Origin of the sequence: Halomonas sp. IOP_14, assembly GCF_021021315.1 — a bacterium.
GTDB lineage: Bacteria > Pseudomonadota > Gammaproteobacteria > Pseudomonadales > Halomonadaceae > Vreelandella > Vreelandella titanicae.
Genome location: NZ_JAINWD010000001.1, coordinates 283,103 through 295,027, shown reverse-complemented (window position 1 = coordinate 295,027; position 11,925 = coordinate 283,103). Strand labels below are relative to the sequence as shown.

Below are 11,925 nucleotides of genomic sequence, written 5' to 3'. Positions count from 1 at the left end.
GCCATGCTGCACTATTGCTTCAAGCGTAAGCCCGCGAAGTCTCATCCCGAAGTGAGCCTGTGTCCCTCTACGAGCGCCCAATTTTTGAAGTAAACACATGGTAGATAAAACTTAATTAGCTGAGCTTAGACTAATTTAGTTAATTTCCTACTCATCCTGAGGCTATAAAACCAAATGTCACAAAAAATTACAATAAGAACACCATTAAAACACAAAAAAATATTCAGAATTATTCGTTTTTCTGTGCTTGTTGCAGCCCGAGACCCAGCAGTATCAGCACTAGCCCAATCAACGTTGAAGGCAAAATAGGCTCTCCCACTACCAGGAAAAGTAACAGCAGTGATACAGGAGGTGAGAGAAAAATCAGGTTGGAGACTTTGGCCGTGCGCGACACTTTATGCACTGCCAACTGCCACAGAATGAAGGCCACCCCCATTTCAAATAGCCCCACATACACACCAGCACCAAAGGCAGGCCAACCGTGCCACTGGTAACCAGGGCCCAGTAATAGCAATAGGGTCAACACAGGTAGGCCAACGCTAAAGTTTTGCCACTGGCCAACAAGGGGTGGTCGGCTATCCCGCGCATTAAGCAGCCAATACAGCGCCCAAAGAAGAGTCGAAGCGAGTGCCAGCACGACCCCTAACGGGTCGGCAAAAGAGACATTTAAAACCGCGCCTCGTGTTGCTATCACCCATACGCCTGCGTAGGCGACCAGCCCAGCAACAATATCCATACGCGTTAAGCGCTGCCCGAGCAAAGGCACGGCCAAAAACGCCATCGCTAAGGCCCAGGTGTAATTTAGTGCCATCGCCTCTTGCCCTGGGAGACGGTCATAGGCGGCGAAGAGCACCAAATAATAAGCCACTGGGTTCATAAGCCCTGCCCACGCTGCTGTCTTCCAACCGGTGCGCAACGCTGTGGCGATATTTCCCTGCTTGATGACCAGCGCCCCCATCAGTGCCCAAGAAACAAGCGCTGCGAGCCACATCAGCTCTAGAGGGCTCATCCAAGCGAGTGCCACTTTGAAGGCCGTTGCCACCGTCGACCATAATGCGACGGCCCCTAAGCCAAACAGGATTGCTTGCCTATCCTGATTCATCGGTCGATATGCCCTAAATCTCGACCCGGCTCCAACTGGTCGCGTACACGCTGCTTAAGAAGCTTGATATCTGGGAAACCGCCATCGCGCTTGCGCTCCCATAACAGCAGATCATCACACCAGATCTCGAACGTACCGCCATGGGAAGGGGCTAATGAGACCTCGCTTAAACCTTCACCAAAGGTTGAGAGCAACTCCTGTGCATACCAACCACTGCGCAGCAGCCATTGGCATTGCGTGCAATAACGGATTTGAATACGTGACATCCCTGATCTCCCAGGCAAGTTAATGTGGCATTCTAAAAGGATATTCTGTCATTTTGAGATGGCTTGAGATAGCTCTCTTGAGATAGCTCTCTTGAGATAGCTCTCTTGAAATAGCTCTCTTGAAATAGCTCTCTTGAGACAGGTCGCTTGAGATAGGTCGATTAAGAAGGAGTCCCAATGGCCGAACATAACGTTTCACAAACTCGCCTGTATGAGTGGCTAACGGGCGATGACGACAGCCGCATGTGCGACGACATACCTGAAAGCGCCTGCGACGAACAACCGCGTAATTTTTTTCTACATATATGGGCCTCTTTGGGCAATAAACTGGCTGACGAGCTGTCGAGCGCGCGTTTAGTCTTACCCTGGCTGATGGGCATTATTGGCGCTCCCATCTGGATGGTAGGTCTGCTGGTCCCCATCCGAGAATCGGGTGCCCTGCTGCCGCAAATCTTCGTAGCGGGGTTTATTCGCTTAAAACCTAAGCGCAAATGGGTGTGGGTGGTCGGCGCGCTGACCCAAGCCTTCGCTGCCTTAACGCTTGCCGTACTGGCGTTGTTCGCCACCGGCACCTTGGGCGGAGCGTTAGTGCTCACAGCATTAGTTCTGCTCTCACTGGCACGTGGCTTATCCTCAATTGCCACAAAAGATGTGCTGGGCAAAACCATTGCCAAGCGCCGCCGCGGTACGCTAATGGGCTGGAGCGGCAGCATTGCTGGTGGTGCAACGTTGGTCGCTGGGACACTGCTAATGCTGTTTGAGAGCCGACCCGGCCATTTAGTGGTGGCGATACTGCTGGCCATAGCTGCCTGCGGGTGGCTAATCAATGCCATCGCCGCCGCACGCATCAAAGAAGCCCCTGGGGCAGTAGAAGGCGGCGAAAACGGCTGGGACAGTATTAAACAGGGACTGTCGCTGTTAAAAGATGACCGTACTTTTTTACACTTCAACCTTGCCAGGGCGCTGCTGCTCTCAAGTGCACTCGCCCTACCCTACATCGCCCTGCTAGGGCAAAACCAAAGCGGCACCGACCTGGGAGGCCTGGGCATACTGATTGTGGTGTCGGGGCTGGCCGCGATGGTAGCTAGCCCGGCATGGGGGAAACGGGCGGATCAGTCGAGCCGTGGCGTGATGCGCGATGCGGCGATCGGTACCGCCATTTGCTGCATAATGGGCGCTAGTTTAGCTTGGTTACCCGGCGAGTGGACACACAGCATATGGCCCTATGCGGCAGTTTATGCACTACTCGTGATTGTTCACCACGGCGTACGCTTAGGGCGTAAAACCTACCTCGTCGATATGGCCAGCCAAGATAATCGTGCGCTTTACGTGGCGCTCTCGAATACCTTAACCGGCGTATTAATGTTGATTGTAGGTGGCCTTATTGGCGCCTTTGCCCAGTGGTTTGGTAGCGGCACATTACTCCTCATGCTAGCGGCTACCGCCGTGGGGGCCATACTTAGCACCCATCAATTACCTGAAGTCGAGTGACGCGCCACTGGTAACCACATGTATTCAAGCGTGCTATCGAGAGCTCTACCTACATTAGCGTAGCGTTCGCGATTGCAATGCGTGACAACGCTCGCCATGATAGGGCCGAATAGCAGTGATGTAGTGGCGCCTTTGCTATGCTGCCTATAATAAGTGATTGGAAACTCCGTTAGCTCATGGGCGAAAGCGACTGTGAACGACGGAAAGGATTGGAGCTGCAACAGGAACCCCTTGATGAAACGATCTCCATTGATCAGTCCAGAATTGCTCGAACGTATTGTTGACGCATCGGAAGACGGCATTGTCGTTGCCGAACAGGAAGGGGATGAAAATATCCTCATCTACGTCAACAAAGGCTTTGAGCGCTTGACGGGCTATAGTGCTGATGAAATTCTGTATCGCGATTGCCGCTTTTTACAGAACGAAGACCGCGACCAGGACGCGCTTGTCGCCATTCGAGATGCGCTAAACGAGGGCCGACCTTCTCGAGAAGTACTGCGTAATTATCGCAAAGACGGCACCATGTTTTGGAATGAACTTTCCATTACGCCGGTCTATGACGAAGCAGACAAGCTGATGTATTACATTGGCGTGCAAAAAGATGTAACGGAGCGTGTAGAAACACAGCTTGCGCTAGCGGAGTTACAAAAGCAGCGAGAAAACAGCTAATCATTAACTTTCTCACTAAAAAAAACTATAAAGCTTGAACTTCATCCCAACTGGCGTTATATAGCGGCAAGGCGCTTGAATTGCGCTAGGCGCTTCACTTTGCAGTTGGCATGTGTTTAATAAACTGCACATGTACTCGCGTGAAGCCGTTGTTACGCCGGCACGCCGGCTGGGTTGGAGGACATCACATGAGCCGTGATCCCCTAAGTCGTGAGACCCTAAGTCATGAAACCTTAGGCAACGAAACACTCGACTCAGATGAGTTCGAAAGCTTAGACGCCGTCAATGACGACCACTACAACAGAAGCAAACCGAGCAAAGCTGACAGCTTACGCGCGCGGCGCCAAGTCGAGGCGTGGTTGGAAGAGCGACGACTTCAGCGCGCCATCGAAGATGACTGGGACGAAGAAGAGTAATCCTTGAGCAGCTTGGCCTTCTCAGCAAATGAGCGGGCCTGGCTAGCCAACACCTCAAGTAGCCTAGCCTTTCCTGGTGCAGACCACTATCATCACGCTTCAGCCAGCAATAAGAGCCAGCAGTCTGCTGCTGTCGCTTTCTTCTTTTCAACAACTTAACGGATCTCCATGGCGCAATACGTTTTCACCATGAACCGGGTTGGCAAAGTAGTGCCGCCCAAAAAGCAAATTCTCAAGGATATTTCGCTCTCGTTTTTCCCTGGCGCCAAAATCGGCGTTCTGGGGCTTAACGGTTCGGGCAAATCCACACTGCTGCGCATTATGGCCGGTGTCGATAAAGAGTTTGAAGGTGAAGCTCGTCCGATGCCTGGCATCAATGTTGGCTACCTTCCACAGGAGCCGCAGCTAGATGACGAGAAAAACGTCCGCGACACCGTCGAAGAAGCACTGGGGGCGATCAAAGATGCCCAGGAGAAGTTGGATGGGGTGTATGCGGCCTACGCAGAGCCCGACGCCGACTTTGATGCGCTAGCCAGCGAGCAGGCCCGGCTTGAAAATATTATCGAAGCTGCTGATGCGCATAACCTGGAACGCAAACTTGACGTTGCTGCCGAAGCACTGCGACTCCCCCCCTGGGATGCCAAAGTGGGTAACCTCTCAGGTGGTGAGCGCCGTCGTGTAGCACTCTGCCGCTTACTGCTCTCCAGCCCCGATATGCTGCTGCTTGACGAGCCTACCAACCACCTGGATGCAGAATCGGTGGCTTGGCTTGAACGCTTCCTTCACGACTATAACGGTACAGTAGTGGCGATCACCCACGACCGCTACTTCCTGGACAACGTGGCGGGTTGGATTTTGGAGCTTGATCGTGGCCAAGGCATACCCTTCGAGGGTAACTACTCCCAGTGGCTGGAGCAGAAAGATCAGCGTTTGAACCAGGAAGCCAAGCAGGAAGCCTCGCGTCAGAAAGCCATCAAGCAAGAGCTTGAGTGGGTGCGCAGTAACGCCAAAGGCCGCCAGGCAAAGAGCAAAGCACGCCTCAACCGCTTTGAAGAGATGCAGTCTGGCGACTTCCAAAAGCGTAATGAGACCAATGAAATTTATATTCCGCCTGGCCCGCGCCTGGGCGATAACGTCATTGAGTTTCGTGATGTGGCTAAACGCTTCGATGACAAGCTGCTCTACCAGAACCTCTCCTTCACCATTCCCCAGGGTGCGATCGTTGGTATCGTCGGTGGTAACGGTGCGGGTAAATCGACGCTCTTTAAACTGATTACCGGTAAAGAGCAGCCGGACGAAGGCGAAGTCCTGGTGGGTGAAACGGTCGATATCGCTTACGTCGAACAGCTACGCGACGGCTTAGATGACAAGCAGAGCGTGTGGGAAGCCGTTTCGGATGGTCAGGATATCCTTAATATTAACGGCTACGAAGTCTCCTCGCGTGCCTATGTGGGTCGCTTCAACTTTAAGGGTAACGACCAGCAGAAGCGTTTGTCGGAGCTTTCCGGTGGTGAGCGCGGTCGCTTACAGCTTGCCCAAACGCTCAAGCAAGGCGCTAACGTGCTGCTGCTCGATGAGCCCTCCAACGACCTGGATATTGAAACCCTGCGGGCACTGGAGGACGCGCTTCTAGCCTTCCCGGGCTGCGCTATGGTGATCTCTCACGATCGTTGGTTCCTTGACCGTATCGCCACGCACATTATGGCCTTTGAAGGTGACTCTGAAGTGGTCTTATTTGAAGGCAACTACGCGGAGTACGAAGAGGATCATAGAAAGCGGGTCGGAAACGATACGCCTAAGCGCATGAAGTATAAGCGTATTGATGCTTAATCATTAGCATCACGCTGGCAGTCAATGCTGACAGCAAAAGGCCCCGCAGAGCGGGGCCTTTTAGTTTGTGTTTGCACTGACGCTAGCGCAAAGCCCTAACGTCTGCGGCCGGTAAAAAATGACACAAGAAACAAAATAAGAAACAGCACAAACAAAATTTGCGCAATGGTGGACGCCGCCCCGGCAATGCCAGAAAAACCGACCGCCCCAGCGATGATCGCAATAATTAAAAACAGCACTGCATTGCCTAGCATCTTCTTGCTCCTCTCCTTGGTAACGACTTCCCTACACCGCCACTTAACCCATTATGCAACGTGAATATGTCTCAGAGATGATAGGCGCTTTTAGTCATTACCTTAGAGGCCAGCCGTATGCCCCACTTCACCGGTGCCGGAAAGCGAACGCCCCCCCGCTTCTAAGGCAAGCTGAGCATGGTGAGCTTCATCAACTGCCATCTGGCGCAGTATGGCGCGGGAGCGGTTGTCACCACGGGGTAGCGACTGTTGGTGTGAATCAAGATGCTTACCTACCTGCTCTTCGGTCGCGGCAACCAATCCCAAACTAATACGATCACTGACCGCCCCAGTGGCCGCGCCAATGCCAAAGGAAGCGGCATAAAACAACGGGTTTAAGCAGCTTGTTCGGCTCTGCAACTGCTCTAGACGCTCATCACACCAGGCAAGATGATCGATCTCCTCTAGCGCCGACTGCTCCATCTGGTGACGCACATGAGGAAGTTTAGCGGTCACGCCCTGCCCCTGATACAGCGCTTGAACACACACCTCACCAGAATGGTTGATACGCATCAAACCTGCTGCATGGCGGCGTTCTTGATCGTCGAACGTTCCCTCAGCCACACCTTCAGCGGGGCTGGTGCGCTGTGGTGAAGCAGCGTGTGGCATAAGCGTTCGTAAAATGGTATCGAACTGATGTATCAGGCGATCTGAACGACTCTGTTGACGATCCATGGCAACACTCCGTTGACTTGCGATAGCGATCTGCCGAACTCAACCGGCAGGCCATGTGAATGCACGCCCACCGAGTAGATGCATATGAATATGGTAGACCGTTTGTCCGCCCATTTCGTTGCAGTTCATCACCACGCGGTAGCCATCTTCAGCAAACCCCTGCTCGCGGGCAAGCTTGGCGGCGGTAAACTGAAGCCGCCCTACTGTGGCAATATCAGCCTCATCGATATCATTGAGCGTGGCGATATGCTTTTTAGGAATGATTAGCTGATGAGTAGGCGCCTGGGGGCCAATATCATTGAATGCCAACACGTGGTCATCTTCATAAACGATATCAGCGGGAATTTCACGGTTAATGATTTTACAAAACAGACAATCCATACAGCTCTCCTTTATTAACTACTTGCCACTTAAGTGTCGAATTATCTCTGCGAGTCTGATGATTGCACCGATGAATTGCACCGGTGAGAGGTAGCTTCAAGCCCGCTACCTTTTAACGAAAGCGTCTCTGGGAAAGAAGATGCCTAACCAAGGGGGCAAGAATCAACTCCATCGCCAGCGACATCCGCGCCCCCGGCACCACCAACGTGTGCGGACGGGTCATAAACGAGTCCTTAATCATCGCCAGCAGCCAAGGGAAATCAACGGTGGAGGGATCACGAAAACGGATGACCACGAACGACTCAGCGTCGGTGGGAATATCCTGCACTTCAAAGGGGTTAGAGGTATCGACGGTGGGCACACGTTGAAAATTGATGTGAGTACGCGAAAACTGCGGTTGGATGTAGCGCACATAGTCATCCATCCGACCCAGGATAGTGTCAATGACCGCTTCTTGTGAGTAGCCCCGCAGCTTGGTATCACGGTCGATCTTTTGAATCCACTCAAGATTCATGGTTGGCGCCACACCAACCAACAGATCCACATGGCGGGCAATGTCATACTCCTCAGTGACCAGCCCACCGTGCAAGCCTTCATAAAACAGCAGGTCGGTACCACAGGGCAGCGACTGCCACTCGGTGAAAGTACCTACCCGGCAGCCTGCTTCAATTTTCTGCTTATCTTCAGCATGGATATAGTGCCGAAAAGTACCCGAACCGTGTTCGCCATACTCACTAAACAACCCTTCCAGACGATCCAGCAAATTCGCCTCTACGGCAAAATGCGAAAGTTCGTCTTTGCGTTCTGGCTCTTCTCGGAAGATGCGGTGCAAGTCATCACGGGTATAGCGGTGAAAGGCATCGCCATCGACCATTGCTGCATGCACATCTTCGCGCAGAAACATGCGCTCAAAGCTGCGCTTCACGGTGGTGGTACCCGCCCCTGAGGAACCGGTTACCGCGATAATCGGATACTCCCGAGACATCAGCCATACCTCGCGTGGGAAAGCGCTTGTTTAACCTGCTCGGGTACTTCGACAGGACGCCCAGTAGCACGATCAATCAGTAGCTGATTGATCCGTGCGGTAGCGACTACCTGCTGAGAATCTGCCTGGTAGATGCGCTGATAGATCGTCAACGCTTTGCCTTGGGGCTCGGGTACAGCGGTGGCAATCGTTAGGCCATCGGGCCAGCGCGCTTCACTTTGATACTGAACGGCGAGATCAGCGACCACCGAAGGGTATCCCTGCATATCCCACTCAGGCAGATCCAGTGCAGCAAAGGCTTGAATGCGCGCCTCGTGGAGCAGTGATACCAGCGCATCATGCCCCAAGTGACGGCCGTAGTTCATATCGGTTACCCTCACGGTCAAGGGGTGACGATGTATGACCGCCTCAGCGGGAAAGTCCAGCTTGACACGCTCCATGCCCTGTTTCCTCGTCAGTATTAGCTTAGCGTAAGGCGTGCTTACTCCTCTCGGGCAATCGCCCTGAAGGCGATATCACGGCGACACTCGACGCCGTCCCAGTGAATAGCATTAACGCCTTGGTACGCTTGCTGCTGCGCCGCTGAGACGCTATTGCCCAATGCCGTTACACACAGCACACGGCCACCTGCCGTAATAATCTCGCCCTGGGAATCCTGCGCGGTACCGGCGTGGAACACTTTGCAGCCCGTTTCTTCAGCCGCAGCTAAACCGTGAATCACGTCACCCTTGCGGTAGCTGCCAGGGTAGCCTCCGGCCGCCAGCACCACGCCCACCGCTGCACGGGAATCCCATTCGCAGCGTTGCCCATCCAGCTTGCCCTGGGCACCCGCTAAGCAAAGCTCAGCGAAGTCAGAGGTTAAGCGCAGCATGATTGGCTGAGTTTCAGGATCACCAAAGCGGCAGTTGTACTCAATAACCTTGGGGTTACCCGCCGCGTCGATCATCAGGCCTGCATATAAGAACCCTGTATAAGCATTGCCTTCTGCAGCCATGCCCCTCACGGTGGGCAGAATGACCTGCTCCATGATACGTGCATCAACCTCGGGCGTGACCACAGGCGCTGGTGAATAGGCGCCCATACCGCCGGTATTAGGGCCGGTATCACCATCATAAGCGCGTTTGTGGTCTTGGCTGGTGGCCATGGGTACCACATGCTCGCCGTCCACCATGACAATAAAGCTCGCCTCTTCGCCCTCCAGAAACTCTTCGATAACCACGCGAGCGCCTGCACCGCCGAAGGCATTGGCCTCCAGCATATCGCGAATAGCAGCCTCAGCTTCGGCTTCACTCAGCGCCACGATGACGCCTTTGCCCGCTGCTAGGCCATCCGCCTTAATCACAATGGGTGCGCCCATTTTGCTTAAATAGGCAAGCGCAGAGTCTACGTCAGTAAACGTTTGGTAGTCAGCCGAAGGAATATCATGACGGGCCAGGAAGTCCTTGGTAAATGATTTTGAGCCTTCCAACTGAGCAGCCGCCTGAGTAGGGCCAAAGATAGTCAGACCGGCCGCTTGGAACCGGTCAACAACACCTTCAACCAAGGGAGCCTCCGGCCCCACCACGGTCAAGCCAATCTGCTCATCACGGGCAAAAGCGACCAGGCTGTCGAGATCCGTTGCGGCAATCGCTACGTTGGTCAGCTTCGCTTCCGCCGCGGTGCCGGCATTGCCGGGGGCGACAAAGACCTGCTCAACCTGGGTAGATTGCGCCAATTTCCAAGCCAGGGCGTGCTCGCGACCACCGCCGCCTATCATCAAAACCTTCATGTGCATCCTTCTCAAACGGGAGAGCGTATATCGGCGGCATTATGCCACAGCGCAGCACCAAGTGGGGTCAGGAGGAGGGTTTGTTATCTTTGCTGGTATCGTTGCTATCGCTCTCAGGCTGCTCAGCATCACTCGACTCATCGGCTTGACCCGGCTGATTCAAGGTATTTTGCCAAAAGCGCATGTTCTCTTCGGCAAGCTCACGCATAAATTCTAACGGCGTGTTGCGCATTGCCTGTTTCCACTGGCTCTGCAAACGTTTCTGCTGCTCCAACATCAGTTGCGTACCTTGTTCGAGGTAACGCGACAGCGGCAACGGTGAGGTCATATCGTAAACCCGGATAAGCTGCGCTAGAAGATCGTTTGAAAACACTTCCGCTTCGCTATCCGCTTGCTCCTGCTCAATAATGATAGAGAGCAGAATAGTCCGCGTCAGGTCTTCTCCGCTTTTGGCATCTTCCACCCTGAATGGCTCTTCTTCGATGATTAAACGACGCAGGTCTTCCAGCGTCACATAACGACTCTGCTGAGTATCGTACAACCTGCGGTTTGCATATTTACGAATTACGCGCACGGCGCATCTCCTTAAACGCGATAGGGACTTTTTTATTCCCGTTACTGGTTCCGTTGCTGATATTGTGCCTGCACCACGCGCCTATGCAAGCCACCTTAATAGTTTAGCAAGGCGTACCGTGCCTGCTTTGTGACCAATAGACCATCATTATGAATTTGATTCTGCTCAATCCCAACGATCTCACCAATGACGGCCACGTCTGCATCACCGATCCACGCCGACTAAAACACCTTCGTGATGTCCATCGATCGGCACCTGGCGACCGGCTCACCGTGGGTGTGCAAGGCGGCGCCATGGGCAAAGCGATGCTAAAAGAGCTCAACGCTGAGCGCGCGTATTTCCAATTAGAAAACCTTGATGAGCCACCGCCGCCACCGTTACCCGTACATTTGGCATTGGCTCTGCCCCGTCCCCGTATGTTGGCGCGTACGTTAGAGCATGTGACGGCACTAGGCGTCAAAGAGATCACCCTGCTACATACTAAACGGGTTGAGAAGAGCTACTGGCAATCCCCTGAGTTACGCCCGGAGAAAATCCACCAGCACTTGCTACTCGGCTTAGAGCAAGCCCGCGACACCCAGCTACCATCGGTCACCCTGAGCAAAGGCTTTCGTCCTTTTTTGGAGCAGCAACTGCCTGGCTTACTCAGCGAACGCCGCGGACTCGTAGCCCATCCTGGCATGCCCAACGCCTGCCCAAGAGGCATAAGTGAACCTACCCTGCTATTGGTAGGCCCTGAGGGCGGTTTTATTGCTTGGGAGGTAGAGCAACTAATGCTAGCAGGTTGCGAGGGTATGCATCTAGGCCCGCGCATTTTACGCGTTGAAACAGCCGTGACCGCGCTTCTATCACGGCTGTTTTAAGCGTTGATCGATAGGTAAGTTAGGACTGTTCATCTTCTGGGTCGTGGGGCACAACGGTGGCGTTTTCCCCACACTCGGGCTCCTGCAAGAAGGTTTCACGCACATCCAGCAAGCCAAGGTGGCTAATGGTACGACGACCGAGCAGCAGCGGATAGTTCATTTCTTCACGGTCACGTAGACTAAACTGCTCTTCGTAAATGGTGTCGCCCATACACACTTCCAACAACACCACGGGACGCTCGTCGCGGCCGCCTGCTCCGCGAACAGCCAATTCTCGATAAAGCGGCCGCTCAATTTGGTCGCTGAATACGTCTCCGCTTCCTTGATCTTCAAGCTTCAAACGAAAGCGCACCCACTCCTCGTCATCCTGCTCGAACATCTCTATATCGCGAGCATCTAATGAAGAGGTTAATGCTCCGCTATCGAGCTTGGCTTTTACCTCGATATCCCAGGGTTGCAGGGTGGCTTTTTCAACCCAGCCGAATACCTGGTCATCATCTGCCATCGCCATGGAAGCAGACAGACCAGAACCTAACAACACGGCACCTAACATCACTCTGTTAAAAAACATCTTACCTATCAACTGCATAACATCATCCTTGGAAAGTAGAA

General features: G+C 53.5%; 14 protein-coding genes and 1 pseudogene. 5 read left to right on the top strand and 10 right to left on the bottom strand.

Annotated features, from left to right (window positions below; all coding sequences use genetic code 11):
* Positions 1–229 precede the first annotated feature (229 nt).
* Positions 230–1,102 (bottom strand): DMT family transporter, encoded by an 873-nt coding sequence (locus K7H09_RS01435; protein WP_009287682.1) that lies wholly within the window; start codon positions 1,100–1,102, stop codon positions 230–232.
* Positions 1,099–1,368 (bottom strand): SelT/SelW/SelH family protein, encoded by a 270-nt coding sequence (locus K7H09_RS01430; RefSeq protein WP_027960154.1) that lies wholly within the window; start codon positions 1,366–1,368, stop codon positions 1,099–1,101. The genes K7H09_RS01435 and K7H09_RS01430 overlap by 4 nt, the downstream gene beginning before the upstream one ends.
* Before the next feature lie 177 nt (positions 1,369–1,545).
* Here K7H09_RS01430 and K7H09_RS01425 point away from each other — a divergent pair, with 177 nt between their 5' ends.
* The 4 genes from K7H09_RS01425 to ettA all read left to right on the top strand — a co-directional run bounded on the left by K7H09_RS01425 (position 1,546) and on the right by ettA (position 5,774).
* Complete coding sequence (locus tag K7H09_RS01425; RefSeq protein WP_230803246.1) at positions 1,546–2,859, top strand: MFS transporter; 1,314 nt, start codon at positions 1,546–1,548, stop codon at positions 2,857–2,859.
* Positions 2,860–3,093: 234 nt separating this feature from the next.
* Positions 3,094–3,528 (top strand): PAS domain S-box protein, encoded by a 435-nt coding sequence (locus K7H09_RS01420; protein ID WP_022522746.1) that lies wholly within the window; start codon positions 3,094–3,096, stop codon positions 3,526–3,528.
* 188 nt (positions 3,529–3,716) lie between these two features.
* Positions 3,717–3,944 (top strand): PA3496 family putative envelope integrity protein, encoded by a 228-nt coding sequence (locus tag K7H09_RS01415; protein ID WP_022522745.1) that lies wholly within the window; start codon positions 3,717–3,719, stop codon positions 3,942–3,944.
* Between the two features lie 168 nt (positions 3,945–4,112).
* On the top strand, positions 4,113–5,774 hold the full coding sequence (gene ettA / locus K7H09_RS01410) for an energy-dependent translational throttle protein EttA (protein WP_009287680.1): 1,662 nt from the start codon (positions 4,113–4,115) through the stop codon (positions 5,772–5,774).
* A gap of 95 nt (positions 5,775–5,869) precedes the next feature.
* Here ettA and K7H09_RS01405 read toward each other — a convergent pair whose 3' ends face one another.
* The 7 genes and pseudogenes from K7H09_RS01405 to phaR form a co-directional block, all read right to left on the bottom strand.
* A complete protein-coding gene (locus tag K7H09_RS01405) occupies positions 5,870–6,028 on the bottom strand; it encodes a DUF1328 domain-containing protein (protein ID WP_022522744.1) in 159 nt (52 codons plus the stop codon).
* A 71-nt stretch (positions 6,029–6,099) separates the two neighbouring features.
* Positions 6,100–6,742, bottom strand: a pseudogene (gene coq7, locus K7H09_RS01400) (2-polyprenyl-3-methyl-6-methoxy-1,4-benzoquinone monooxygenase).
* A gap of 39 nt (positions 6,743–6,781) precedes the next feature.
* Positions 6,782–7,123 (bottom strand): histidine triad nucleotide-binding protein, encoded by a 342-nt coding sequence (locus K7H09_RS01395; protein WP_022522743.1) that lies wholly within the window; start codon positions 7,121–7,123, stop codon positions 6,782–6,784.
* A gap of 112 nt (positions 7,124–7,235) precedes the next feature.
* Complete coding sequence (locus K7H09_RS01390) at positions 7,236–8,108, bottom strand: phosphoribulokinase (protein WP_009287678.1); 873 nt, start codon at positions 8,106–8,108, stop codon at positions 7,236–7,238.
* Positions 8,108–8,548 carry an acyl-CoA thioesterase gene (locus K7H09_RS01385; RefSeq protein ID WP_022522742.1) on the bottom strand — a complete coding sequence of 147 codons (441 nt, stop codon included), beginning with the start codon at positions 8,546–8,548 and terminating at the stop codon, positions 8,108–8,110. The genes K7H09_RS01390 and K7H09_RS01385 overlap by 1 nt, the downstream gene beginning before the upstream one ends.
* A gap of 41 nt (positions 8,549–8,589) precedes the next feature.
* Entirely contained in the window at positions 8,590–9,876 is a 1,287-nt protein-coding gene (gene purD, locus K7H09_RS01380; protein WP_022522741.1) for a phosphoribosylamine--glycine ligase, read from the bottom strand.
* Positions 9,877–9,943: 67 nt separating this feature from the next.
* Positions 9,944–10,450: a polyhydroxyalkanoate synthesis repressor PhaR gene (phaR, locus tag K7H09_RS01375; RefSeq protein ID WP_009287676.1), complete on the bottom strand. Its 507-nt coding sequence runs from the start codon at positions 10,448–10,450 to the stop codon at positions 9,944–9,946.
* Positions 10,451–10,599: 149 nt separating this feature from the next.
* Between phaR and K7H09_RS01370 the strand changes: the two genes are divergently transcribed.
* Positions 10,600–11,313, top strand: a complete 714-nt coding sequence (locus K7H09_RS01370; RefSeq protein ID WP_009287675.1) for a 16S rRNA (uracil(1498)-N(3))-methyltransferase — start codon at positions 10,600–10,602, stop codon at positions 11,311–11,313.
* A gap of 19 nt (positions 11,314–11,332) precedes the next feature.
* On the opposite strand, the gene rloA3 is transcribed toward K7H09_RS01370, so the two are convergent.
* Positions 11,333–11,902 (bottom strand): retropepsin-like aspartic peptidase RloA3, encoded by a 570-nt coding sequence (rloA3, locus tag K7H09_RS01365; RefSeq protein WP_051052079.1) that lies wholly within the window; start codon positions 11,900–11,902, stop codon positions 11,333–11,335.
* Positions 11,903–11,925: the final 23 nt, after the last annotated feature.

What these genes read in the sequence shown, in the direction of transcription:
- K7H09_RS01370 (WP_009287675.1), top strand. Translation starts at nt 10,600, where the DNA reads ATGAATTTGATTCTGCTCAATCCCAACGATCTCACCAATGACGGCCAC.
- rloA3 (WP_051052079.1), bottom strand. Translation starts at nt 11,902, where the DNA reads ATGCAGTTGATAGGTAAGATGTTTTTTAACAGAGTGATGTTAGGTGCC.
- K7H09_RS01405 (WP_022522744.1), bottom strand. Translation starts at nt 6,028, where the DNA reads ATGCTAGGCAATGCAGTGCTGTTTTTAATTATTGCGATCATCGCTGGG.
- K7H09_RS01425 (WP_230803246.1), top strand. Translation starts at nt 1,546, where the DNA reads ATGGCCGAACATAACGTTTCACAAACTCGCCTGTATGAGTGGCTAACG.
- purD (WP_022522741.1), bottom strand. Translation starts at nt 9,876, where the DNA reads ATGAAGGTTTTGATGATAGGCGGCGGTGGTCGCGAGCACGCCCTGGCT.
- K7H09_RS01390 (WP_009287678.1), bottom strand. Translation starts at nt 8,108, where the DNA reads ATGTCTCGGGAGTATCCGATTATCGCGGTAACCGGTTCCTCAGGGGCG.
- K7H09_RS01415 (WP_022522745.1), top strand. Translation starts at nt 3,717, where the DNA reads ATGAGCCGTGATCCCCTAAGTCGTGAGACCCTAAGTCATGAAACCTTA.
- K7H09_RS01385 (WP_022522742.1), bottom strand. Translation starts at nt 8,548, where the DNA reads ATGGAGCGTGTCAAGCTGGACTTTCCCGCTGAGGCGGTCATACATCGT.
- K7H09_RS01420 (WP_022522746.1), top strand. Translation starts at nt 3,094, where the DNA reads ATGAAACGATCTCCATTGATCAGTCCAGAATTGCTCGAACGTATTGTT.
- ettA (WP_009287680.1), top strand. Translation starts at nt 4,113, where the DNA reads ATGGCGCAATACGTTTTCACCATGAACCGGGTTGGCAAAGTAGTGCCG.
- K7H09_RS01395 (WP_022522743.1), bottom strand. Translation starts at nt 7,123, where the DNA reads ATGGATTGTCTGTTTTGTAAAATCATTAACCGTGAAATTCCCGCTGAT.
- K7H09_RS01435 (WP_009287682.1), bottom strand. Translation starts at nt 1,102, where the DNA reads ATGAATCAGGATAGGCAAGCAATCCTGTTTGGCTTAGGGGCCGTCGCA.
- K7H09_RS01430 (WP_027960154.1), bottom strand. Translation starts at nt 1,368, where the DNA reads ATGTCACGTATTCAAATCCGTTATTGCACGCAATGCCAATGGCTGCTG.